The 22532-nt window shown below is 62.5% G+C and carries 24 protein-coding genes; 14 read left to right on the top strand and 10 right to left on the bottom strand.

What is annotated here, in order from left to right; translation table 11 throughout:
• Nucleotides 1-83: 83 nt before the first annotated feature.
• Nucleotides 84-974: a fatty acid desaturase family protein gene (locus tag AC0L3N_RS04740; protein WP_123149801.1), complete on the top strand. Its 891-nt coding sequence runs from the start codon at nucleotides 84-86 to the stop codon at nucleotides 972-974.
• 48 nt (nucleotides 975-1022) lie between these two features.
• Here AC0L3N_RS04740 and AC0L3N_RS04735 read toward each other — a convergent pair whose 3' ends face one another.
• The 3 genes from AC0L3N_RS04735 to ygfZ all read right to left on the bottom strand — a co-directional run bounded on the left by AC0L3N_RS04735 (nucleotide 1023) and on the right by ygfZ (nucleotide 4749).
• Nucleotides 1023-3173, bottom strand: a complete 2151-nt coding sequence (locus AC0L3N_RS04735) for a putative bifunctional diguanylate cyclase/phosphodiesterase (protein ID WP_473546005.1) — start codon at nucleotides 3171-3173, stop codon at nucleotides 1023-1025.
• Between the two features lie 65 nt (nucleotides 3174-3238).
• A complete protein-coding gene (locus tag AC0L3N_RS04730) occupies nucleotides 3239-3871 on the bottom strand; it encodes an HD domain-containing protein (RefSeq protein WP_095496677.1) in 633 nt (210 codons plus the stop codon).
• On the bottom strand, nucleotides 3871-4749 hold the full coding sequence (ygfZ, locus tag AC0L3N_RS04725) for a CAF17-like 4Fe-4S cluster assembly/insertion protein YgfZ (protein ID WP_473546003.1): 879 nt from the start codon (nucleotides 4747-4749) through the stop codon (nucleotides 3871-3873). Before ygfZ ends, AC0L3N_RS04730 begins: the two co-directional genes overlap by 1 nt.
• 82 nt (nucleotides 4750-4831) lie before the next feature.
• On the opposite strand from ygfZ, the gene AC0L3N_RS04720 reads away from it, so the two are divergent.
• Entirely contained in the window at nucleotides 4832-6163 is a 1332-nt protein-coding gene (locus tag AC0L3N_RS04720; protein ID WP_473546001.1) for a dihydroorotase, read from the top strand.
• A gap of 4 nt (nucleotides 6164-6167) precedes the next feature.
• On the top strand, nucleotides 6168-6560 hold the full coding sequence (locus AC0L3N_RS04715; RefSeq protein ID WP_473545999.1) for a hypothetical protein: 393 nt from the start codon (nucleotides 6168-6170) through the stop codon (nucleotides 6558-6560).
• A gap of 195 nt (nucleotides 6561-6755) precedes the next feature.
• On the opposite strand, the gene AC0L3N_RS04710 is transcribed toward AC0L3N_RS04715, so the two are convergent.
• The 4 genes from AC0L3N_RS04710 to AC0L3N_RS04695 form a co-directional block, all read right to left on the bottom strand.
• Nucleotides 6756-7559: a hypothetical protein gene (locus AC0L3N_RS04710; protein ID WP_473546341.1), complete on the bottom strand. Its 804-nt coding sequence runs from the start codon at nucleotides 7557-7559 to the stop codon at nucleotides 6756-6758.
• A 120-nt stretch (nucleotides 7560-7679) separates the two neighbouring features.
• Nucleotides 7680-7937: a hypothetical protein gene (locus AC0L3N_RS04705; protein ID WP_077381793.1), complete on the bottom strand. Its 258-nt coding sequence runs from the start codon at nucleotides 7935-7937 to the stop codon at nucleotides 7680-7682.
• Between the two features lie 313 nt (nucleotides 7938-8250).
• The gene (locus tag AC0L3N_RS04700) at nucleotides 8251-8628 is read right to left on the bottom strand and encodes a TIGR02301 family protein (protein ID WP_473545997.1); all 378 of its coding nucleotides are present in this window, start codon (nucleotides 8626-8628) and stop codon (nucleotides 8251-8253) included.
• Between the two features lie 48 nt (nucleotides 8629-8676).
• Entirely contained in the window at nucleotides 8677-9096 is a 420-nt protein-coding gene (locus AC0L3N_RS04695; protein ID WP_473545995.1) for an NUDIX hydrolase, read from the bottom strand.
• A gap of 125 nt (nucleotides 9097-9221) precedes the next feature.
• Between AC0L3N_RS04695 and AC0L3N_RS04690 the strand changes: the two genes are divergently transcribed.
• Nucleotides 9222-9983, top strand: coding sequence for an SOS response-associated peptidase (locus AC0L3N_RS04690; protein ID WP_473545993.1), 762 nt, complete (start codon nucleotides 9222-9224; stop codon nucleotides 9981-9983).
• Nucleotides 9984-10067: 84 nt separating this feature from the next.
• Here the strand turns inward: AC0L3N_RS04690 and AC0L3N_RS04685 are convergent, their stop codons facing one another.
• The gene (locus tag AC0L3N_RS04685; RefSeq protein WP_095496669.1) at nucleotides 10068-10223 is read right to left on the bottom strand and encodes a hypothetical protein; all 156 of its coding nucleotides are present in this window, start codon (nucleotides 10221-10223) and stop codon (nucleotides 10068-10070) included.
• Nucleotides 10224-10612: 389 nt separating this feature from the next.
• Between AC0L3N_RS04685 and cysS the strand changes: the two genes are divergently transcribed.
• The 8 genes from cysS to AC0L3N_RS04645 all read left to right on the top strand — a co-directional run bounded on the left by cysS (nucleotide 10613) and on the right by AC0L3N_RS04645 (nucleotide 17712).
• Nucleotides 10613-12082, top strand: coding sequence for a cysteine--tRNA ligase (gene cysS, locus AC0L3N_RS04680; RefSeq protein WP_473545991.1), 1470 nt, complete (start codon nucleotides 10613-10615; stop codon nucleotides 12080-12082).
• A complete protein-coding gene (locus tag AC0L3N_RS04675) occupies nucleotides 12079-12465 on the top strand; it encodes a VOC family protein (protein ID WP_473545989.1) in 387 nt (128 codons plus the stop codon). The genes cysS and AC0L3N_RS04675 overlap by 4 nt, the downstream gene beginning before the upstream one ends.
• A gap of 4 nt (nucleotides 12466-12469) precedes the next feature.
• On the top strand, nucleotides 12470-12961 hold the full coding sequence (locus tag AC0L3N_RS04670) for a GFA family protein (RefSeq protein ID WP_473545987.1): 492 nt from the start codon (nucleotides 12470-12472) through the stop codon (nucleotides 12959-12961).
• Nucleotides 12958-13434, top strand: coding sequence for a GFA family protein (locus AC0L3N_RS04665; protein WP_127313523.1), 477 nt, complete (start codon nucleotides 12958-12960; stop codon nucleotides 13432-13434). The genes AC0L3N_RS04670 and AC0L3N_RS04665 overlap by 4 nt, the downstream gene beginning before the upstream one ends.
• On the top strand, nucleotides 13431-14387 hold the full coding sequence (gene pip, locus AC0L3N_RS04660; protein WP_473545985.1) for a prolyl aminopeptidase: 957 nt from the start codon (nucleotides 13431-13433) through the stop codon (nucleotides 14385-14387). The genes AC0L3N_RS04665 and pip overlap by 4 nt, the downstream gene beginning before the upstream one ends.
• Nucleotides 14388-14389: 2 nt before the next feature.
• Nucleotides 14390-16006 (top strand): citramalate synthase, encoded by a 1617-nt coding sequence (cimA, locus tag AC0L3N_RS04655; RefSeq protein WP_473545983.1) that lies wholly within the window; start codon nucleotides 14390-14392, stop codon nucleotides 16004-16006.
• Nucleotides 16007-16089: 83 nt separating this feature from the next.
• Nucleotides 16090-17010, top strand: coding sequence for an EamA family transporter RarD (rarD, locus tag AC0L3N_RS04650; RefSeq protein ID WP_473545981.1), 921 nt, complete (start codon nucleotides 16090-16092; stop codon nucleotides 17008-17010).
• 15 nt (nucleotides 17011-17025) lie between these two features.
• Nucleotides 17026-17712 carry a glutathione S-transferase family protein gene (locus tag AC0L3N_RS04645; RefSeq protein ID WP_473545979.1) on the top strand — a complete coding sequence of 229 codons (687 nt, stop codon included), beginning with the start codon at nucleotides 17026-17028 and terminating at the stop codon, nucleotides 17710-17712.
• Between the two features lie 9 nt (nucleotides 17713-17721).
• On the opposite strand, the gene AC0L3N_RS04640 is transcribed toward AC0L3N_RS04645, so the two are convergent.
• Nucleotides 17722-18723, bottom strand: a complete 1002-nt coding sequence (locus AC0L3N_RS04640) for a transporter (protein WP_473545977.1) — start codon at nucleotides 18721-18723, stop codon at nucleotides 17722-17724.
• 207 nt (nucleotides 18724-18930) lie between these two features.
• Here AC0L3N_RS04640 and AC0L3N_RS04635 point away from each other — a divergent pair, with 207 nt between their 5' ends.
• Nucleotides 18931-20262, top strand: a complete 1332-nt coding sequence (locus AC0L3N_RS04635) for a PQQ-dependent sugar dehydrogenase (RefSeq protein WP_473545975.1) — start codon at nucleotides 18931-18933, stop codon at nucleotides 20260-20262.
• 95 nt (nucleotides 20263-20357) lie between these two features.
• Here AC0L3N_RS04635 and AC0L3N_RS04630 read toward each other — a convergent pair whose 3' ends face one another.
• Complete coding sequence (locus tag AC0L3N_RS04630; RefSeq protein WP_473545973.1) at nucleotides 20358-20969, bottom strand: LOG family protein; 612 nt, start codon at nucleotides 20967-20969, stop codon at nucleotides 20358-20360.
• Between the two features lie 146 nt (nucleotides 20970-21115).
• On the opposite strand from AC0L3N_RS04630, the gene AC0L3N_RS04625 reads away from it, so the two are divergent.
• The gene (locus AC0L3N_RS04625; RefSeq protein WP_473545971.1) at nucleotides 21116-22492 is read left to right on the top strand and encodes a LysM peptidoglycan-binding domain-containing protein; all 1377 of its coding nucleotides are present in this window, start codon (nucleotides 21116-21118) and stop codon (nucleotides 22490-22492) included.
• The last annotated feature ends 40 nt before the right edge of the window (nucleotides 22493-22532 follow it).

The raw sequence follows: 22532 nt of genomic DNA, 5'->3' as shown, positions 1-22532 counted from the left end.
TATCTAAATTGCAGAAATCTTCGTTTTGCGAAAGCTACTTTGGCGATTAGCCTGATCTGATCGACAGTGCGGGATTGAAACCAATGGACCATCGCGACGTGATCGCATCGCTGACGCAGCAACAGCGCGATCGGCTGACCGCCAAGTCGGATCGTCTCGGGCTGCTGCAGCTTGGCGGTCATTGGGGCGCGATCGTCGTCATCGGCTTGCTGATCATCGCCAAGGTCCCATTCTGGCCGCTTCTGATGCTGCCGCAAGGCATCCTGATCGTTTTCCTGTTCACGCTTCTTCACGAGACGATTCATCGCACGGCTTTCGAAACACAGCGGCTGAACGATAGCGCGGCGCGGGTCTGCAGTCTGGCGATCGCGTTGCCGGCCGACTGGTTCCGCTATTTCCATTTCGTTCATCACCGCTTCACCCAGGATCCGGAGAACGACCCGGAACTGGCCTTTCCCAAGCCGGAAACGCTGCGGCAGTATATTGTCCACGTCTCCGGCATTCCGGTGTGGTGGGGCCACTTCAAGAGGCTCTACATCAACGCCACTGGCAGATGCCAGGACAGTTGCGTACCGCCAAAAGGCCGGCCCAAGGTGCGCGCCGAGGCCCGCGCCATGATTGCCTTCTATGCCGTCGTGCTTGTGCTGGCCGTCTGGTTCCGGGCAACCACGCTCATCTATGTCTGGATCGTGCCGGCGCTTCTCGGGCAGCCGTTCCTACGCCTCTATTTGCTGGCCGAGCATGGCCGCTGCCCTTTCGTGGCCAACATGCTGGAAAACACCCGGACGACGCTGACCAACTGGTTTGTCCGCAAGCTCGCCTGGAACATGCCCTTTCACGCCGAGCATCATGCCTATCCGGGTGTGCCGTTCCATCAACTGCCGGCGTTTCACGCGCTGATCGAGCGCCATCTCAAGGAGATCGAAGCCGGTTACGTGCGCTTCCAGGAAAAATATATCGAAACATTGCGCTGATGGCAGGTATCTCAGGCCGAGCCGATGACTGGCTCGGCGCTGTCGCGTTCAACCGGATTGTCTGACCACCGCGCTCGACTTCAGCAGGCGCTGGATATCCGCCGCATTCGACGGCACACCGATCAGGTAGCCTTGGGCCTCGACACAGCCTTCCCTGCGCAGGAATTCAAGTTGCGCTCCGGTTTCGACGCCTTCGGCGGTGACGGTCGTTCCAAGCTGCGCACCGAGCCCGATAACCGTGCGCACGATCGCGGCGGTGTCGCGGTTGTCGATGTCGCGGATGAAGGAGCGGTCGATCTTGATCTTGTCGACCGGGAAGCGGCGGAGATAGCCGAGCGACGAGTAGCCGATGCCGAAATCGTCCAGCGCGATACGGACGCCGAGGTCGCGCAACTGCCTGAGCGTCTTGAGCACGGTATCGCTCTCGTCCATCAGCACCGTTTCGGTGATTTCCAGTTCAAGCCGATCGGCCGGCACGCCGGAAAATGCCAACGCGGAGATCACACTGCGGGCAAAGGTACCACTTTTGATCTGCACGGCCGAGACATTGACCGCGATACGCAACCCATGCGGCCAGCCCGCCGCAACCGTGCAGGCTTTCCTCAGCGCCCACTCGCCGAGCGGCACGATCAGCCCGGTTTCTTCTGCGACCGGGATGAAGTCGTCTGGCGGCACCAAGCCGCGTGCCGGCGAGTGCCACCGCATCAGCGCTTCGGCGCCGACGATTTCGCTGGAGGCGATGTTCATGATGGGTTGGAAATCGAGCTCGAATTCCCGCCGCCGCAGCGCTGCCTGCAGGTCGGTTTCGAGTGCACGTCGTGCCCGTACCATCGCATCCATGCCTGGCTCGAAGAAGCGATAGACGTTGCGTCCTTCGCTTTTCGCCCTGTAGAGGGCCATGTCGGCGTTTTTTAGCAGCGTGTCGGCATCCCTGCCGTCATTGGGGAAAAGGGCGATGCCAAGGCTGATGCCGACATGCATGTCGCGGCTTTTGTCGCGAAATGGCTTTCCGATGATGTCGATAATGCGTTTTGCCAGTTTTTCCGCATCGCCGGCACCTTTTGGGCCGGCACCTTTTGTATTGAACTGGATGATGACGAACTCATCGCCGCCGAAACGAGCGACCACGTCCGTTTCGTTGCGAAGGCAATTTTGCAGCCGCTCGGCCACGCATTTCAGCAGCCAGTCGCCCGCCGGGTGCCCCCAGGTGTCGTTGACGGACTTGAAGCGGTCGAGGTCGAGCGAGAATATCGCCAGGTCCGTGGCCTCGCCCAAGGCCTGGTCGAGCCGTTCGCGGAACATCGAGCGATTGGGCAGATTGGTCAGCGTGTCGTGATGTGCAAGGTGGGTCATGCGCTCTTCGACGCGCCTGCGCTCGGTGACGTCGTCGAAAGTTGCGACCCAGCCACCTCCACTCATCGGCCGCCGCACGACCAAAAGCGTTCTGCCATCGGCAAGATGGCGATAGGTTGACCGCATTTCCCCGGCTTGAAGGCAGGCTGCGGTTTTTGAGATCTCGCTGTCGATGTCGATCTCTGCATAGATACCCAGGCGCACGAGCTGCTCAAGCGCGTCGCCGTGGCTCATGCCAAGCGGAAAATCGGCCGGCGTCACGTGGTAGAGTTCCAGGAAACGTTCGTTGCGCACGATCAGCCTGCTGTCTGCGTCATACATCAAAAGGCCTTGCGACATGTTGGCGAGTGCCGCGTCGAAGCGTCGATGCTGCTCCTTCAGCTCCTGCTCGGCGCGCCGTTGTTCGGTGATATCCTCGTAGATCGACACCCAGCCGCCTGAAGCCAGCGGCCGGTGCGAGATGTTGATGATGCGGCCATCCGACAGCGTTTCCTCGTAGGTCGAGGGTTTCGCCCGGTCGATATAGGGCTTGCGGATGGCGTAGAGTTCTTCGGCGCTGTGCGAGGCGACACCGATGTCGACGCTGTGCTGGAGGATGTCGAAAAACCGGATGCCGGGCTGCACGCTCTCGGCGTCGAGGCAAAAGATGCTGGTATAATTGCCGTTGCAGACGATCATACGCTCGTCGGCATCGAACATGGCCAAGCCATGCGACATGTTCTCGACGGCGGCCGAAAAACGATCATCCTGTTTGCGCAGTTCGTCCTCTATCCGTCGCGGCAGGCCTATGCCTTCGGCCCTCCGTCCGCGGACGGGCGAACCAGCCTTGGCATGAGTGACGGACATGAGGCGTGCCTGCAGACCGTGATCGAACACGGCACTGTTGTCCTTTTCGGTTAATTTACCGTTTTTCAGTCGGCCGGCTGCAGCGTTTGACGCCGCGATTTCTCGATTGCCGCATACCGTTTGAGGAACGCGTTTTGCGCCCAGGTCACCGAACGCGGGGTGAAATCGAAGCGTTCGGCATTGAAGCCGCGCGGCCGGCCGAAGAATTCGGTCGCCTCGGCGGTCGAAAAGCCGGCAAGCAGCGTCGCCTCGAAATAGGCGGCGATCTGGTCGGCGCGCTTGATTTCCTTGCGCAGGCCCGCACTAGGTTCGACCGGCAGCGAAAAGCGCAGATGGATGGCGCGCTGCAGCCTCAGCTCGCACTCCTTGTAGCTGCCGCCCATCACCGATTTGAACGGTGAGATCATGTCACCGATGACATATTCCGGCGCGTCGTGCAGCAAAGCCGCCAGCCGCGCGTCGGCCGGGGCGTCCGGCGCCAGCTCGCCGAAAAGCGCCTCGACCAGCAGCGAATGCTGGGCGACGGAAAAGGCGTGATCGCCGCTGGTCTGGCCGTTCCAGCGGGCGACGCGGGCAAGCCCGTGGGCGATGTCCGAAATCTCGATATCAAGCGGCGAAGGGTCAAGCAGATCCAGCCTCCGGCCCGACAGCATGCGCTGCCAGGCGCGCGGCGGCGCGCCGGCACGGTCGGCCGCCATCAGGCCTCCTCCACGCCGACGGATTCCTGCGGGCCAACGGTTTCCAGCGGAAAAGTGAACTTCGCCCAGGCAGGGATGGTGAGCGACACAGTGACGTCATCCGCCATGATCGGCTGGCCGACGTCGAGCGCTGCCTTGACTCGGTCGATACGGGCTATGGCGAGGCCTGCCGTGCCGGCGGCAGTACCAAGCGTGCCGACCGGTCGCCCGGCAACTGTCAGTTCGGCACCAGGAGCCGGCAGGGGCCGCTCGGCCGAAACGATCAGTACCCGCCGTCTGGCGGTGCCGCGATGCTGCATGCGCGAGACCACCTCCTGGCCGACATAGCAGCCCTTCCTGAAGCCGACACCGCCGGTCTCGTCGAGCAGCACATCATGCGGGAAGGCGTCGCCGAGCTGATAATCGCTGCCACTTTCGGCAACCCCATGGGCGATGCGCAGAGCTTGCCATGCGGCCGGGTTGCCGCCCGCGGCCTTGGCGCCATAAAAGCGACTGACGGCTGCGTCGAGGAACCGTGCATCGGCAACCGGTGTTGAATCGAATTGCGAAGTGGTTGAATCATCTCCCCACGCAACAGCGACAAGCCCCTGATCTACCTTGGCGATCTCGACCTTGGCCCGCAATTTGTAGAGCATCAGCCGGCGCATGAAATCGTCTGATATATCGGATCGGCATTCGAGGCGGAACAAATTCTCGCCAGCGCGGGAGATCAGGAAGTCGAACAGGATTTTGCCTTGCGGCGTCAGCAAGGCGCCCGGCTTTGCTTCGCCGGCAGCCAGTGCGTCGAGGTCGGTGGTCAGAATGTTCTGCAAAAAGTTCTCTGCATCCGGGCCTGACACGGAAACGAGTGCGCGATCTTTCAACTGGGCAAAGGGCATGGGCGGAAAAAGACCTGATCTTGCAAAACAGTCGGCCATTACGTAAGCCGCTGACACTCCCCCCGCAAGAGACCGGATCAGCATGGCCACGACCTACAACCTCATCCTGACAGGCGGCACGGTGGTCAACCACGATGGCGAGGGCCGGCGTGACATCGGCATCAACGACGGGCGCATCGCCGCCATCGGCGATCTCGGCCAGGCTTCAGCCGGCGAGACGGTCGACTGTCGTGGCCTGCACATCCTGCCCGGCGTCGTCGACAGCCAGGTGCATTTCCGCGAGCCGGGGCTGGAGCACAAGGAAGATTTGGAGACCGGCTCGCGGGCAGCTGTGCTGGGCGGCGTCACCACCGTCTTCGAGATGCCCAACACCAACCCGCTGACCACCAGCGAGGCAGCCCTTGCCGACAAGGTGCGGCGCGCCTCCGGCCGCATGCATTGCGACTTTGCCTTCTGGGTCGGCGGCACCCGCGACAATGCCGGGGATGTCGGCGAACTGGAGCGGCTACCCGGTGCTGCCGGCATAAAAGTATTCATGGGCTCGTCCACCGGCGACCTTTTGGTCGAGGACGATGAGGGCGTCGCCTCGATCCTGAGGAATACCCGCCGCCGTGCGGCCTTCCATTCCGAGGACGAATTCCGGCTGCGCGAGCGGCTCGGCGAACGCATCGAGGGCGACCCGGCCTCGCATCCGGTTTGGCGCGACGAGATCGCCGCCTTGCGCTGCACCGAGCGTCTTGTGCGCATTGCTCGGAAAGCCCGCGCGCGTATCCATGTGCTGCACATCTCGACCGCCGAGGAGATCGCCCTCCTCGAACGGCACAAGGCCGTCGCGACCTGCGAGGCGACACCGCATCATCTGACGCTCAGCGCTGACGACTATGCACGTCTCGGCACGCTGATCCAGATGAACCCGCCGGTGCGTGCAGCACGCCACCGCGACGGCATCTGGCACGGCATTGCGCAAGGCATCGTCGATGTGCTGGGTTCCGACCATGCCCCGCACACGCTGGCCGAAAAGGCAAAGCCCTATCCGGCCTCGCCGTCGGGCATGACCGGTGTGCAGACGCTGGTGCCGATCATGCTGGATCACGTCAATGCCGGCCGGCTGACCTTGCAACGTTTCGTCGACCTCTCCAGCCACGGCCCGCAGCGCATCTTCGGCATGGCCAGCAAAGGCCGCATCGCCGCCGGCTACGACGCCGATTTCACGATTGTCGATCTGAAGCGCCGCGAGACCATCACCAATGCGCAGGCCGGCTCGAAGGCCGGCTGGACGCCCTATGACGGCAGAGAAGTGACCGGGTGGCCGGTCGGCACAGTCGTGCGCGGCCGCCGCGTGATGTGGGAAGGCGAGATCGTCACGCCGGGGCAGGGCAGAGCAGTGGAGTTCTCCGAGGCATTGGCGGAGTGAGATTATGGTTGATATCGATTATACCAAATATATATCTACTTTATTACCCATCCTGTGCATGATGATAGGTTCGGCAAACGCATTCAATAGTTTAAAGCAAGGAGTGTCTGAATTAGATGGCTCAGTGTTTAACTACTCTATAATCGCCATAGACTCAAACGAACGACGCATAGAGGTCGTTCATGATAGAAAAAAGTATGATGGGCCGCTTGCAGAAATGTCATTCCGTGAGCGCCATTTGCAAATTTTTGGAATGGTTGCAGGATTGATTAAAGGCAGCTGCCAAAACGGCGTCAGTTCTCTGGGCGGCATAACAATAAGCAGAGATCCTGAGCAAGAAGAAGATCCAGATGCTGAACACCCTCAATATTTCACTTGGGAATACAGTTGTAAATAGAATCAGAAAGGCTTCATGCCGTAGATAAAGGGGCCGAACAAAAGTTCAGCGAATTGATGCCGCAAAAGGGTCCGGCTTCCCGTTTCTAAGATCGAGCGCAAAGGCGATTGTCGATCAAAAGCGCCTTAACCATGCACGAAAGACAGCTATTCCGGCGAGCCTACGGAAGGTCTGTGCTGCGTCTCCGCCGGCCGCTCAATCCCCGGCGACGAAGAACGTCCACTGTCCGTCCGGCGTGATGCCGACGCGGTAGAAGATGTAGGCGCCGAACTGCTTCATGCTGTCATAGTCGCCGGCGGTGACGATCTTGAACAGCTCGACCCGCTGCCTGGCGTCGAGCTTGTCCAGCGGCAGCGCGAAGAAATATGGCCAGACATAGAGCTCCTGCGGCGTGCCGACATCGACATGGACATAGCCGGCACTGAGTACCTCTTCCAGGATGGCGAGGATTTCCTGGCCTTCCGTGTCGCCCGAAAGACCTTTCAGGAAGGTGATCGGGTCGCCTTCGATCTCGCTCAGCGACAATTGGGTCATCGTATCGCCCTGGCCGATCAGCGGCCGGAGCTTTTCGATGTCGCCGCTCTTGCAGGCCCCGATAATCAGATCGTGCATGCGCCTGACCGGCTCCGGCAGCTTGCTGAGATCGTAGACGACCTCGGGCAAGGGTTCATCCGGGTCGACTTGCGGATTGGCTATGCCACCATCGTCTGTTGGCCTCTCCGGTTCGATCTGTTCCCGCTCGTCGGGGGGCGTCGGCTGGCTAGCCGCAGGCGGCGTCGTGGCGAGCGGGTCGGGCATCGGCACCGCAGTTCCCGGCGGCGACATGTCGTCGTCGGCGGGCGGCGCGACCGGCGAAGGAAGGTCCTCGCGCTTGATTTCGCTCAGTGCGTAAGCGGGGCTGCTTGCGAGGCAAAGCGCGAGCGGAACCGCGGCGCAAAAAGCGGCGAGCCGGATGCTGAGGGCCAAGCCACGCGGCTGGCCTGACGTCGAAAAGTTCACCGCCTGCCTCTCCATGATTCCGTCCAGATGCCCAGGCCCTTACAGATGCCCAGGCCCTTACAGGTGCCCGGGGCATGACCGCCCAAGCGGCACGCCGTGGTCAAAGAGCCTGATGCCGGTTCAGTGCCGCAGCCGTCCTGGTTCGAAGGCCCCGGCTATCACCTTTTCACGCATGCGGTCGAGCAGGGCAAGGGCCGAGGTCTCGCCATTGGCGCGCAGCATTTCGCCGAACGCGGTTTCAAGGGCCGCCTCGGCGATGATTTCCGGCTCGATTCCGGCCGAAAGCCCTTCCGCCCAGGCCTCGCTGTGGCTTTCCACGGCAGTCAGGCGCTTTTCTTCCCTGACCAGCGCGTCGATGTCGTTGACGCCATGTTCCATTGCGATGTCCACCCTTTTCAAGCGGCGATCCGGCAGATGCGGATCAGGCTTGGGCTGTCCCTTTTACACGCAGGTTAAGTAAGTACTTGTAAATACGACATTTCTAGGGTCGTTTCGACAAGGGCTCGTCACGTTTTGCAAACCTGCGTTCGATCCGATTCAAACTTAGCCGATTAGGCCGGCGAGCGGGATGAAAACCTTCAGTTTGAGTTAATTCCACATCCGCGCGGTAACGTTTCGTTAATGCCGTTGCAGAAGTGCAACACAAGGATTGCACTAAGCCGCCACCGGACACAAGCAGGGGGTGCCAAGGTCAGTTGCCGTAGCGCGAGGCGATGTCGCGCGACAGCGTCTCGCCTTCCTTCATGTAGCGGCTGATGGCTTCGGTCGCCGAGGCGGTACACTTCGTGTAGGTGCCGCCGAAGGAGCGGTAGCCGCGATTGAAGCTGGCGATGAAGCGGGCGCGCCGCTTCGGGTCCGGATTTTCCGAAGCGATCAGCTTCTCCATCTCGACCCGCCAGCGGTCGCCCTTCTCGCCGCACAGATTACGCAGGAAATGCAGCGACCCAAGCACCTCCGCCAGCCGCATCAGCCCCGGCTCGAACGGCGACTCGGCGGCCAGCGCCGGCCGCACGCCGATTGCCGTACTGGCGGCGAGGCAAGCTGCAAGGAAAATCGATGCGCGGATCATAAGTCTATGTGGCCAAACAATTTGTCGGCTGCAAGGCGATTTTGGAGGTTACGCCCCTGCATTCCTGAGCAATTCTTCGGCAACGGCAAACACCGAGGCGGCAAGCGGCAGCGCCGTCATTTCGCCGAGCGTATAGAAGGCGGCGGTCTCGGCGTCGTCGCTGGCTACGGGCTCGCCGCCGACATAGGTGGCGCCGAACACCGTCAGCAGATAGTCGACCGGGTGCCCGTCGCTGCCGCCGTCGATGTGGATTTCCCGAAGTGGGCGGTAGTTGTGAGCCTGCAACCCGGTTTCTTCCAGCAATTCGCGCTGCGCGGCTTGTTGCAGCGTTTCGCCGGCCTCGACCTTGCCGCCTGGAAACGCGTAAAATCCTTGCGAAGGCTGCCGCGCCCGCTTGACCAGCAGCACCGTGTCGCCGCGGACAATGGCGACCGAGACAGCCGGGAGTATCTTGCGCATCTCGTCCATGGACCTCCGATCGTCATTTGCTGCAGCCCGTTGTGGACCGGTCGGCTTTAAGAAGCATTAGCGATTGCGCAACGCCGGTTCCATTGCCACCTTCGCATCCGACCAATTCAACGAGTTTTTAGCTTATGTGCGGACGCTTCGCCTTGACCGCCACGCCGGACCAGACTGCCGCCTTTCTCGGTCTGACGGAGCTGGAGGATTTTCCGGCCCGCTACAACATCGCGCCGACGCAGCCGGTCCTGATGGCGATTGCAGGCTTGCCGCAGGCGCCGGGCTCGAATCTGCCTGACCGGCAGCCGATGCTGGTGCGCTGGGGACTGATTCCTGCCTGGGTGAAGGACACGCGTGAGTTTCCGCTGCTGTTCAACGCCCGCTCGGAGGGAGCAACGGAAAAGGCCTCGTTTCGCACCGCCATGCGCCATCGCCGCGCTTTGGTCCCGGCTTCCGGCTTCTACGAATGGCGTCAATCAGGCGGCAAGAGGGGGCAGCCCTATTGGGTGCGGCCGAAGCATGGCGGGCTTGTCGCCTTCGCCGGGCTGATCGAGACCTATGCCGAGCCGGGCGGTTCGGAGATGGACACCGGCGCCATCCTGACCGTTAACGCCAATGCCGACATCGCCCATATCCATGACCGGATGCCGGTGGTGATGGATCCGCAGGATTTCGTCCGCTGGCTGGATTGCCGCACGCTGGAGCCGCGCGACGTGGCCGACCTGCTCAGACCGGCACAGCTCGATTTCTTCGAGGCTGTTCCGGTTTCCGACCTTGTCAACAAGGTCGCCAACACCGGGCCGGAGATTCAGGAAAGGGGCGTCGTGAGCCCGGAGCCCGGGAAGGCCAGGCGCCAGAAGCCCGGCGCGGACGACAGTCAGATGGCCTTGTTTTAGCAGCAGCTGCTATTTCCTGAGGCGCTTTCAGCGCCTTCATTGCCGGCGCCCCATTTACTGGCGTCCGGCCGGCCGCACGTCACATCAGGCAGCGCGCGGCGATATGATCTTCTGCACCGGCTTCTTCTTCTTCGCTGTGTGGAGAAGGGCGGCGACGATCGCGGCCGGACCGATCGCCCGGTATTGGCTGGCGAGCGCAGGTTGCTTGGCGCTGCTGGAGTCCTGCTTGGTTCGGGGCATTTTTCTCTTCCCTGGTAACGTCTTCGTGTCCGCGTTTGCTGGTCGAATCCGACCAAATCGTGACATCTGGTGATCTAGCCGGTGAATGTTTCATGACTGTGCCGAGATGTTTAATAAAATGTTTCACCGCGTCATTACCTGTGATCCAGCGACTCTTTTGCCGAAAGTTGCGACTTGACGGCAACACTGGGTGAGGCGATAAAGCCGCTCATGAGAACGTCTTTCGCCATTTGTGGCATTTGCATTATTGGCTAGCTTCGCGCTGGTCCGGACGTTTTCGCCTATCTTCCTTCTAGAGTGGACAAACGCCCCGGCCAGCAGGCTGGTGCCTGATTTGCGTCTCGGCGCAAGTGGGCCCGGCCAAAAAGTAACGCACCGGGAAGGCACGAATGTCTGACGCATCGCAGGGCCTGCGCCTTTACAACACGCTGACGCGGACCAAGGAGGATTTCTTCCCGATCGATCCGCGCAATGTGCGCATGTATGTCTGCGGCCCGACGGTCTACGACTTTGCCCATATCGGCAACGCGCGGCCGGTGATCGTCTTCGACGTGCTGTTCCGTCTGCTGCGCCATCTCTACGGGCAAGCGCACGTCACCTATGTACGCAACATCACGGATGTCGACGACAAGATCAATGACCGCGCACTGCGCGATTTCGGCCGCGAGATTGCCTCGGGAAAGCTGTCGCTGAACGAGGCGATCCGGCGGGTCACCGAAAAAACCGCCGACCAGTTCCACAAGGATGTGGCATCGCTCGGCTGCCTGGAACCGACGGTCGAGCCGCGCGCCACCGAATTCGTCGAGCCGCGCGCCGATGGCAAAGTCGACATGATCTCCTTGATTCAACGGTTGATCGAACGCGGCCATGCCTATGTTGCGGCAGGCGAAGTTCTGTTCGACACGGGCTCGATGCCGGACTACGGCCAATTGTCGAAGCGCAATCTCGACGAACAGCAGGCCGGCGCTCGCGTCGCCGTCGATCCACACAAGAAGAACCCTGGCGATTTCGTGCTGTGGAAGCTGTCCTCGCCGGAAGAGCCGGGTTGGGACAGCCCGTGGGGCAGGGGCCGGCCGGGCTGGCACATCGAGTGCTCGGCGATGTCGGCCGCCTATCTCGGCGAGGTCTTCGACATCCATGGCGGCGGGCTCGACCTGATCTTCCCGCACCACGAGAACGAGATCGCCCAGTCGCGCTGCGCCCACGGCACCGATGTGATGGCAAAAGTGTGGATGCACAACGGCTTCCTGCAGGTCGAGGGGCAGAAGATGTCCAAGAGCCTGGGCAACTTCTATTCGATCAACGAGTTGCTGGAGACCGAGACCTTTGGTGGCCGCAAATGGCCGGGCGAGGTGCTGCGGCTGGCGATGCTGATGACGCATTATCGCGAGCCGATCGACTTTTCCGTGCGCAAGCTGGAAGAGGCGGAAAATACGCTGCGCAAATGGAAGCGGGCGGCGGACCTTGCGCCAGCCGCAAAGCAATTGCCGATAGAAGTGGTGGAAGCCCTGTCGGACGATCTCGCAACCTATTCTGCGTTCCAGGTGCTGACGCAGTTGGTCGGCGAGGCTGTGGATTTCAATGCTGCCGGTGGCGGTAACGCTGCCGCAGCGGGCAACGATGCTGCCGCTTCGCTGAAGGCGGCGTTGCTGTTCCTTGGCTTCGACGTTACGCCGGCCAAAGTCGATGAAGACGCCATCGGCAGGGCGATCGCCAAACGCCTGACCCTCATCGCTGCTGGAAATTGGGCCGAGGCCGACCGCATCCGTGCCGAATTGCTGGCGCAAGGTATCCAGTTGAAGGACGGCAAAGATCCCGTCACCAGCGCCCGCATCACCACCTGGGAGGTAAAAAGATGATCGATCATCTTGGCATCACCGTTTCCGATTTCGACGCGTCGAAGGCGTTCTATGATAAGGCGATGGCGCCGCTCGGTGCCTCGCTGCTCTACATGGTGCCGCAGGAATATACCGGCGGTGCGAAGGTCGGCGGCTATGGCCGTGACCGGCCGGTGTTTTGGCTGCATCAAGGCAAGGACAAGCCGAAGGACCGCCAGCACGTCGCCTTCACCGCGCGCAGTCGCGCCGAGGTCGATGCCTTCCACGCCGCCGGCATCGCGGCCGGCGGCAAGGACAATGGCGGGCCGGGCCTGCGTCCGCACTATCATGCGAACTACTATGGCGCCTTTGTCTTCGATCCCGACGGCAACAATGTCGAAGCCGTCTGCCATGCCGCGGAGTGAAGCAATGAGCCTAGACAACAGACCGGTCTATACAGGCGGTTGCCAGTGCGGCGCCGTGCGCTTCCGTGTCGAAGGCGCGCTGGGTGACGCCTCCGTCTGCCATTGCCGCATGTGCCAGAAGGCAACCGGCAATTTCTACCTGCCGCTGGTGTCCGTGCGTGGCGCAAAACTCGATTGGACACGCGGCGAGCCCAAACGCTTCCGCTCGTCCAACGCTGCATGGCGTGGTTTTTGCGCCGATTGCGGCACGCCGCTGACCTTCGAGGCGCCCGACGGCATCGCACTCGCCATCGCCGCCTTCGACGATCCGGAGGACATCGCGCCGACCATCCAGTGGGGCATCGAAGCAAAACTCCCCTATGTCGATCACATCCACGAATTGCCCGGCGAGGACACGATGGCCGATATTTCGTCGTCCTCCTATCTCGCCGACCTCGTCTCTTACCAGCACCCCGACCACGACACCGAACAATGGCCGCCGGAGGAAAGATCATGACCGAAACCGTTCGAACCGGCGGCTGCCAGTGCGGCGCCGTGCGTTTCCGCATTCGTGGGGCGCTTGGGCGCCCGTCCATCTGCCATTGCCGTATGTGCCAGAAACAGTTCGGCTCCTTCTTCGGCGCGCTGGTGACGGTGCCGAAGGACGGCGTCGAATGGGTGCGCGAGGAGCCGAGCTATTTCCAGTCGTCGGTCAACATCGATCGCGGCTTCTGCGCCCGCTGCGGCACGCCGTTGACCTACAGGCAGCCCGGCGGGCTTGAGATCGCCATCGGCGCTTTTGACGATCGCTCCGACCTCGCACCGCAGATCCAGGTCAACTACGCCGCCCGGCTGCCCTGGGTGGAGAAGATCTTCGATGCGCCGGTCCATGACGATCCCGACTACTACACCCGGCAGGAATCGATCATCTCCTTCCAGCATCCGGATCACGAGACGGCCAACTGGCCGCAGCAGGGCCTGAAATTATGAGCAGTGAACTGCGCACCCTCTATCCGGAGATAGAGGCCTACGAGTCCGGTATGCTGGATGTCGGCGACGGCCATCAGGTCTACTGGGAGCGTTCCGGCACCAGGGGTGCCAAGCCGGCCGTATTCCTGCATGGCGGACCGGGCGGCACAATTTCCCCGAAGCACCGGCGGCTGTTCGATCCGAAGCTTTACGATGTCATCCTGTTCGACCAGCGCGGCTGCGGGAAGTCGACGCCCAACGCCTCGCTCGAGGCCAACACCACCTGGCATCTGGTCGCCGATATCGAGCGCCTGCGCGACATGTGCGGCTTCGACAAATGGCTGGTGTTCGGCGGCTCGTGGGGCTCGACACTGGCGCTGGCCTATGCCGAGACGTACCCCGAGCGGGTCAGCGAACTGGTCGTGCGTGGAATCTACACGCTGACGCGCGCGGAGCTCGAATGGTATTACCAGTTCGGCGTCTCGGAAATGTTCCCCGACAAATGGGAGCGCTTCCTGGCGCCGATCCCCCAGGCCGAGCGCGGCGACATGATGGCCGCCTATCGCAAGCGGCTGGTCGGCAGCGACCGCAAGGCGCAGGTCGAGGCCGCCCGCGCCTGGAGCCTGTGGGAGGGCGAGACGATCACGCTGTTGCCCGATCCGGAAACCAGCAGCCGGTTTGGCGAAGACGACTACGCCGTCGCCTTCGCCCGCATCGAGAACCATTATTTCGTCCATGCCGGCTGGCTGGAGGAAGGGCAATTGCTGCGTGATGCCTTCAAGTTGAAGGATATCCCCGGCACCATCGTTCATGGCCGCTACGACATGCCGTGCCCGGCGCGCTATGCCTGGGCGCTGCACAAGGCGTGGCCGAAGGCGGATTTCCACCTGATCGAGGGCGCCGGCCATGCCTATTCGGAGCCGGGCATCCTCGACCGGCTGATCCGGTCGACGGATCGGTTTGCGGGGAAATGATCATGGGCCGCGAGCGCCTCTATCTCTTCGACACCACACTGCGCGATGGCCAGCAGACGCCGGGCATCGACTTTTCGGTCGAGGACAAGATTGCCATCGCCGGGCTGCTCGACGGGTTCGGCGTCGACTATGTCGAAGGCGGCTATCCCGGCGCCAATCCGACCGACACTGCTTTCTTCGCCGAGCACCGCACGGCCAGTGCCAAATTCGTCGCCTTCGGCATGACCAAGCGGGCAGGGGTGTCGACCTCGAACGATCCAGGCCTTGCCGCACTGGTCCAGTCGAAGTCGGACGCCATCTGCTTTGTCGCCAAGAGCTGGGACTACCATGTCCGCGTCGCGCTGGGCTGCACCAACGAAGAAAACCTCGAGGCGATCAAGGCGTCAGTCGAAGCGGCGATTGCCTCGGCCAAGGAAGCGCTGGTCGACTGCGAGCATTTCTTCGACGGTTTCAAGGCCAATCCCGATTATGCGCTCGCCTGCGCCAGGACCGCCTACGACGCCGGCGCGCGCTGGGTGGTGCTGTGCGACACCAATGGCGGCACGCAGCCGTCGGAAGTGCGTGCCATCGTCGAGAAGGTCATCGCCTCAGGCATTCCCGGAGACCATCTCGGCATCCATGCCCATGACGACACCGGCCAGGCCGTGGCGAATTCGCTGGCCGCCGTCGAGGCCGGCGTGCGCCAGATCCAGGGCACGCTGAACGGCATCGGCGAGCGCTGCGGCAACGCCAATCTGATCTCGATCGTGCCGACCCTGGCGCTGAAGCCGGCCTTTTCCAAGCGTTTTATGACTGGCATCTCGGCCGAAGCTTTGGCCGGCATATCGCGCCTTTCCCGCGCCTTCGACGAATTGCTGAACCGTGCGCCGGAAGCGCAGGCGCCCTATGTCGGCGCTTCCGCCTTCGCCACCAAGGCCGGCATCCATGCCTCGGCGCTGGCCAAGGAGCCGGCCACCTACGAGCATGTGCCGCCGGAAGCGGTCGGCAACCGCCGCCGCGTCATGGTCTCGGACCAGGGCGGCAAGGCCAATTTCCTCGCCGAGTTGAAACGGCGCGGCATCGAAATGCCAAAGGACGACCACCGGCTCGATGCGCTGATATCAGTGGTCAAGGAGCGCGAGGCCGAGGGCTATGCCTATGAAGGCGCCGATGCCAGCTTCGAACTGCTGGCGCGCAAGATGCTGCACGGTCTGCCGGAATTCTTCAGCGTCACCTCGTTCCGCTGCATGGTCGAGCGCCGCTTCGACGCCAACGGCCAGCTGAAGACGGTCTCCGAGGCGATTGTCAAGGTGCTGGTCGACGGCGAGGAGAAAATGTCGGTGGCGGAAGGGCACGGCCCGGTCAATGCGCTCGACATCGCGCTGCGCAAGGATCTCGGAAAGTTCCAGAACGAGATCGCCGACCTCGAGCTTGCCGACTTCAAGGTGCGTATTCTCAACGGCGGCACCGAGGCGATCACTCGCGTGCTGATCGAATCGCATGACGGCACCGGCGCCCGCTGGTGGACGGTCGGCGTTTCCGAAAATATCATCGACGCTTCGTTCCAGGCGCTGATGGATTCGATCGTCTACAAGCTGATGAAGAACCGCGAGTTGGCTGGGCTGGTCGCGGCAGAGTAGGATTGAACCATCAGCGAAAGTCCATTGATCCATCAGAACTTTGCGATGGTCTTGGCACGGCGGCTGGCGCATAGCGTTGGGCCATGGCTACGCAAGCAATTCAGCTCGAAGCAGACTCAAAGGCCCGACGTGGCTTTCTGCTGGCGCTGGGCGCCTATCTCCTGTGGGGGCTGCTGCCCTTCTACATGAAGGCGGTCGCACATCTGCCGCTGATCGAAGTCATCGCGCACCGCATCGTCTGGTCGGTGCCGATTGCGGCGGTGGTTTTGATCTGGGCCGGCCGCACGGCGGATTTCAAAGCGGCATTGCGTTCGCCGCGCATCATTTCGATGGCGGCGCTGACGGCGGCGCTGATCTCAGTCAACTGGGGCATCTATGTCTGGGCGATCGCGGTCGACCGTACCATCGAGACCGCGCTTGGCTACTACATCAACCCGCTTGTCAGCGTCGTTGTCGGCGCGCTGCTGCTCGGCGAACGGCTCGACCGGCTGCAGATCGCGGCGGTGGTGCTGGCGGCCATCGCGGTCGCGGTGCTGACGATCGATGCCGGCAAGCTGCCCTGGGTGTCGCTGGTGCTGGCGTTTTCCTTTGCCGCCTACGCCTTCTTCCGCAAGACGCTGCCGATCGGTCCGAGCCAGGGCTTTCTGCTCGAAGTGCTTTTGCTGTCGGTGCCGGCGCTCGGCTACATCATCTTCCTCATCGTCACCGGGCAGGACCATTTCGTCTCCAGTTCCCTGAACGATACCGCATTGCTGATCGGCTGCGGCCCGATCACCGCCATACCGCTGCTGCTGTTTGGCTTCGGGGCCAAGCTGTTGCGTCTCTCCACCATCGGCATCATGCAGTATATCGCGCCGACCATTGTGTTCCTGATCGCCGTGCTGATTTTCGGCGAACCCTTCGGCAGCATCCAGGCCATCGCCTTCGGCCTGATCTGGACGGCGCTGGCGATCTACTCCTGGTCGATGTTCCGCGGCCGCGAGATCCGGCCGGCAGTGCGTTAGGACGAGGGATTTTCGATGTACGTGCTACACATAGCAAACAAGAATTATTCCTCGTGGTCGCTGCGGCCCTGGGTGCTGATGCGGACATTGGACGTCCCATTCGAGGAGCGGCTGACACCGTTTCCGACCGGATCGAGCTGGAGCCTCTACCGGCCGTTCTCGCCCAGCGGCCGCGTACCTTGCCTGATCGACGACGGCTGGGCGGTTTGGGATTCGCTCGCCATTGCCGAATATCTGGCCGAGCGCCACGCCGGCGTCTGGCCTGCCGACGCGAAGGCGCGAGCGTGGGCGCGGTCGGCTGCGGCCGAAATGCATTCGAGCTTCACCGCTTTGCGCGGCTCCTGTCCGATGAATTGCGGTGTCCGCGTCGCGCCGGTGCCGATGTCCGATGCGCTGAAGCACGACCTCTTCCGTCTCGGCGATCTCTGGGGCGATGGGCTGCTCCGCTTCGGCGGACCGTTCCTGGCTGGCGATCGCTTCACCGCCGTTGACGCCTTCTTTGCCCCGGTGGCGTTTAGGGTTCAGTCCTACGGACTGTCTTTCGAGGGCGCAGCTGCCGCCTATCCGGCGCGATTGCTGGCTCTGCCGGCGATGCGCGAATGGTACGCGGCAGCCCTTGCCGAAACGTGGCGCGAGCCGGACCACGAAGCGGAGGTGCGCGCCGCCGGCACTGTCATCGAGGATCTTCGCGCAACCTTGTAACGGTTGCCGCTACATCCCGCGCCCCAGCCGCCTGACGAACAGGCATACGACCGCCGCGACAACCAACGATATCGCCGACGCCACCCAGAAGCCGATTGGCGTGTCGACCAGCGGCAGCCCGCCGACATTCATGCCGAACAGGCCTGAGATGATCGTCATCGGCAACAGCACCGCCGTCATAACCGACAGCATGTAGAGCAACTGGTTCGACTGCGTCGTCAGCTTGGCGATCAGCTCGTCCTGCAAGAGCCGGGCGCGCGCCTGCAATTGCTCGCCGTCGTGATGCAATGTATGGGCGCGGTGCGAAAGCCGCGCCGCCATGGCGTTGATCGGATCAGGCAAGTCGTTGCGATGCGAATGGTCGAGATGGCGGAACAAAGTGGTTAACGCCGCCATCTGCCGGTGGATCACCACCAATTGCCGGCGCGCGTCGACCAGCGCCTGCCGCTCATTGTGCCATCCGTCGCAGACGATGCGGTCCTCGATGCCGTCGAGCGTGTCGCCAAGGCCACCGAGTTCTGTCGCCATGCCGTCGAGCGACTGGCCCATGACAGCCTCGATCAGTTCGGCCGGAGAGCGGAATTTGCGCGACCCGTTGTCGATCGCCTTGCGGACATTGTCGACCGACCGGAGCGGTTGCTTGCGGCCGCCGATCAGCATCGTGTCGTTGAAGGCGAAGCGGAAATGACCGAGCCCGCGCGCCTCCGCCGAATAGTCGTGACGCAGGTCCGGCAGATCGCCGTAGAGCCAGTCGCTCTCGAGGTCGATGTGGCAGCCATGGCCGGCCGTCAGGAAGGCATCGCGCACCGGCGGCGGCAAAGCCGGCTCGGTGGCGATCTCGTGGCGGGCGCGCATGTCGGAAAGCTGGTAGCTGCGCCAGATCCAGTGTGTGGCGGCCGCGTCTTTGGTTCTCGCGCCTTCGGCGGTGAAGTGATAGACGAAGAACAGCCCGTGCTCGTCTGGCAGATAAGGCGACAGATCGCCGCCTTCCGGGTTGAGAGTGATGGTCATGGTCGCGTCGCCAGTCTCTCGAATATGCCGCCGCGCGGCGGCGACTAGGCTGTGATTACTAGCACGGGCGAACCGGTTTGGTGTGACGGTTTTGACGGTCATCCGAGGCGGCGGACCAACGCCGTTATTTGGAGCCAGTTTGGAATAATACGTCGTCGACTCGCGTTTGCGTAAAGAGCACGACGCAATCCATGCGGAGGACGTCCAATGCATGCCGGCTTCCCACGAGGCCTACTCATAGCGGTATTGGGAGCCGTCATGGCGAGCTGCGCTGGCTTTTCGGCGCAGAAAACGGGGGCAATAACCGGCTATGGCCCAAACCCCACTTTGCCGAAACCAAGACCGACGCTGATCCCGACCGTCAACATCGCCGAGGCGAAAGGCTGGCAGAATGGTGGTATGCCGACCCCAGCGAACGGGCTGACGGTGAACGCCTTTGCCACCGGCCTCGACCATCCGCGCTGGCTGCACGTGCTTCCGAACGGCGACGTGCTGGTTGCCGAAACCAATGCCCCTGCCAAGCATGACGAAGGCTTCAGCCTTAGAAAGGTCTTCATGGACCTGGCCATGAAGCGCGCCGGGGCCGCGACCAAAAGCGCCAACCGCATCACGCTCCTGCGCGACACCAATGGCGACGGCATTGCGGATTTGCGCAGGACGTTCGCAGAAGGCCTCAATTCACCGTTCGGTATGACGCTGTCCAAAGGCAGGCTCTATGTGGCGAATACCGACGCGCTCGTCGCTTTCCCCTACTCCAATGGCCAGACCCGAGCCACAACGCCGCCGGAAAAGATCGTCGACTTACCGGCCGGAGATCTCAACCATCATTGGACCAAGGATGTGATCGCAAGTCCGGATGGACGCAAGCTCTATGTCACCGTCGGCTCAAATAGTAACGTTGGAGAAAACGGCATGGCCGCGGAGAAGAACCGCGCCGCCGTCCTTGAAGTGGACCGGTCGACCCGCCGTACCCGGGTCTTCGCGTCAGGGCTGCGCAACCCGAACGGGCTCTCCTGGAACCCTGAAACTGGTGCGCTTTGGGTCGCCGTGAACGAGCGTGACGAGATCGGCGACGATCTCGTGCCGGACTATATGACCTCGGTTCGTGACGGCGCTTTTTACGGCTGGCCCTACAGCTACTTCGGACAGAACGTCGACGAACGCGTCAAGCCGCAGCGCCCCGATCTCGTGGCGAGGGCGGTCAAGCCCGATTATGCGCTGGGTTCCCATACCGCCTCGCTGGGACTGACCTTCTCCAAAGGCGCGTCGCTCGGTCCGGCCTACCGCTACGGCGCCTTCGTCGGCCAGCACGGCTCGTGGAACAGGAGCGTGCTGAGCGGCTACAAGGTGATCTTCGTGCCGTTCCGCGCTGGTAAACCGAGCGGTCCCCCGAAGGATGTGCTCGCTGGCTTCATTGGGCGTGATGGCAAGGCGATGGGCCGTCCGGTCGGCGTTGCTGTCGATCAGACCGGCGCACTGCTCGTCGCCGACGACGTCGGCAATGTCATCTGGCGGGTCAGTAGGGCAGTAGGGCAGTAGGGCAGTAGGGCAGTAGGGCAGTAGGGCAGTAGGGCAGTAGGGCAGTAGGATAGCGCCTCATGAGCGCGGCATGCACTACATACTGCCCGACTCCCCTAAAGCTTGTCGATTACCGACTGCACACCTTCGGTCGGTGCGTCGACCGATGATCCGGCGACCATGATGGCGGCGACGATCGCTTCCGGATCGTCGACCACCAGCGGCCTGACCCGCTGCGCGGTATGGATGAAGCCTTCGGCCATCATATGGTCGAGCAGCGCCAGCATCGGATCCCAGAATCTCCCAACGTTGCCGAAGACGATCGGCTTGCGATGATGGCCGAGCTGGCCCCAAGTCATGATCTCGATGATTTCCTCGACCGTGCCGATGCCGCCCGGCAGCGCCACAAAGGCGTCGGATTTCTCGAACATCGTATGCTTGCGCTCGTGCATGTTGTCGGTGATCACGAGCTCGTCGAGCCGGTTAAGCGCGGTTTCGGTAGCCTCCCTGTTGATCAGGAAGCGCGGAATGATGCCCGTCACCTTGCCGCCAGCCCGCAACGCGCCTTCGGCAACGGCTCCCATGATGCCCCTGGTGCCGCCGCCATAGATCAGACGCAGGCCGGACTTGGCGATCGAACGCCCAAGCAGGTGTCCGGCCTTGGCATAGGTTTCATCGCGGCCTGGAGACGAGCCGCAATAGACGCAGATAGATCGAATCGTGTTCATGAGATGATTGGTGATTGGGTCTTTATTCGCGGTCAAGCCCGGGCGGGCTTTTTCTTGCTGGCCCCTTTTTCTTGTCAGTCCCCTTTTTCTTGTCGGTTTGGGCAAAACAGGCTAGACCGGCATTAGGTGGCTAAGGGCAGGGAAATATGACGATTAATCCATTGAAGGCGCTTTTGTTCGCCGTCGGCGGCTCCGTCGCCGCGGCGGGGACCGCCTATGTATCGGGCGCGCTCGACCCGTATCTCAATCGCGCGCCACCGGCGGAAGTGGCATCACTGACGCCGCCGGTGAAGAAGCCGGCCGAGCCGGGGACCGATGGACCACCTCCGCCCGCGCCGGCCTCAGATGCGATGGCACCGGCAGCGCCGGCCGCGGCCGATGCGATCGCGCCGACCTTCGATATCGTTCGGGTCGAAATCAAGGGCTCTATCGTCGTCGCCGGCAATGCCGCACCCAACGCCAAGGTCGAGATTCTCAACGGTTCGACGGTTCTCGGCTCGACGGTCGCCGGTGCCGATGGCGCTTTTGCCATCGTTCTCGACGATCCGCTGAAACCCGGCGATTACACGATCGCGCTGCGGTCGATGACCGGCAATGTCGTGACCCCCTCTGCGCAGACAGCCGTCGTCTCGATTCCCCAGAGTCCTGCTGGCCAGGTGCTGGCGATGATCGAGGAGCCGGGCAAGCCCTCCGAATTGCTCACCGTTCCTACACCCGGGAAGAAGCCTGAAGGCCCTGCCGGCGACAAGGCGGCCGCTCCGGCTGCTGGGGACCCCGCTGCCGCAGCACCAGCCCCAGGCGCACCGGCTGCTACGGCGCCGGCCACTGTCGAAGCCGTCCCCGCGCCGGCTCCGGACGTGCCGGTCGCACCGGCAACACCAGCTACAGGGCCAAAGATCATCGTCGAAGCGATCGAGATCGACGGCAACAAGATCTTCGTCGCCGGGCTCGCCGATCCAGGCCGCAAGGTGCGCGCCTATGCCAACGACATCTTGCTCGGCGACGCTAAAACTTCGCCCGACGGCCACTTCCTGGTCGAGGCGACGCGCAACATTCCGGTCGGCACCTACACCATCCATGTCGACGCACTCGATGCCGACGGGGTCAAGGTGGTGGCCCGTGCCGCCGTGCCGTTCGAGCGCGAGCCGGGCGAGTCGGTCGCCGCCGTGGCGCCCGCCGAGCAGAAGCCTGCCACGCCGCCCGCCGCCGCGGACACGACCGCGCCTGCTCCACCTGCCACATCGGCTGAAATTCCCGAGACCGCGGCACTGAAGCTCGAACACGCCGACGGCGCCGTCATCATCCGCCGCCACGACACGCTGTGGCAGATCTCGCGGCGCGTCTATGGCCAAGGCGTGCGCTACTCGACCATCTACCTCGCCAATCAGGATCAGATCAGGAATCCAGACCGCATCTGGCCGGGACAGGTGTTCAAGGTCCCGGAAAAATCGCAGGAAGGCGAAGCCGCCAACCTCAAGGCGATGGGCGACCAGATGACGACCGCCCCTGCCAAGTCCAACTAGAGGTCCAGCAGAAATCTTTTTTCTTCGTTAGGCTCTCTTG

The sequence above is a fragment of the Mesorhizobium sp. WSM4807 genome, from assembly GCF_055811615.1.
This window is presented reverse-complemented; position numbering and strand designations above follow the sequence as displayed.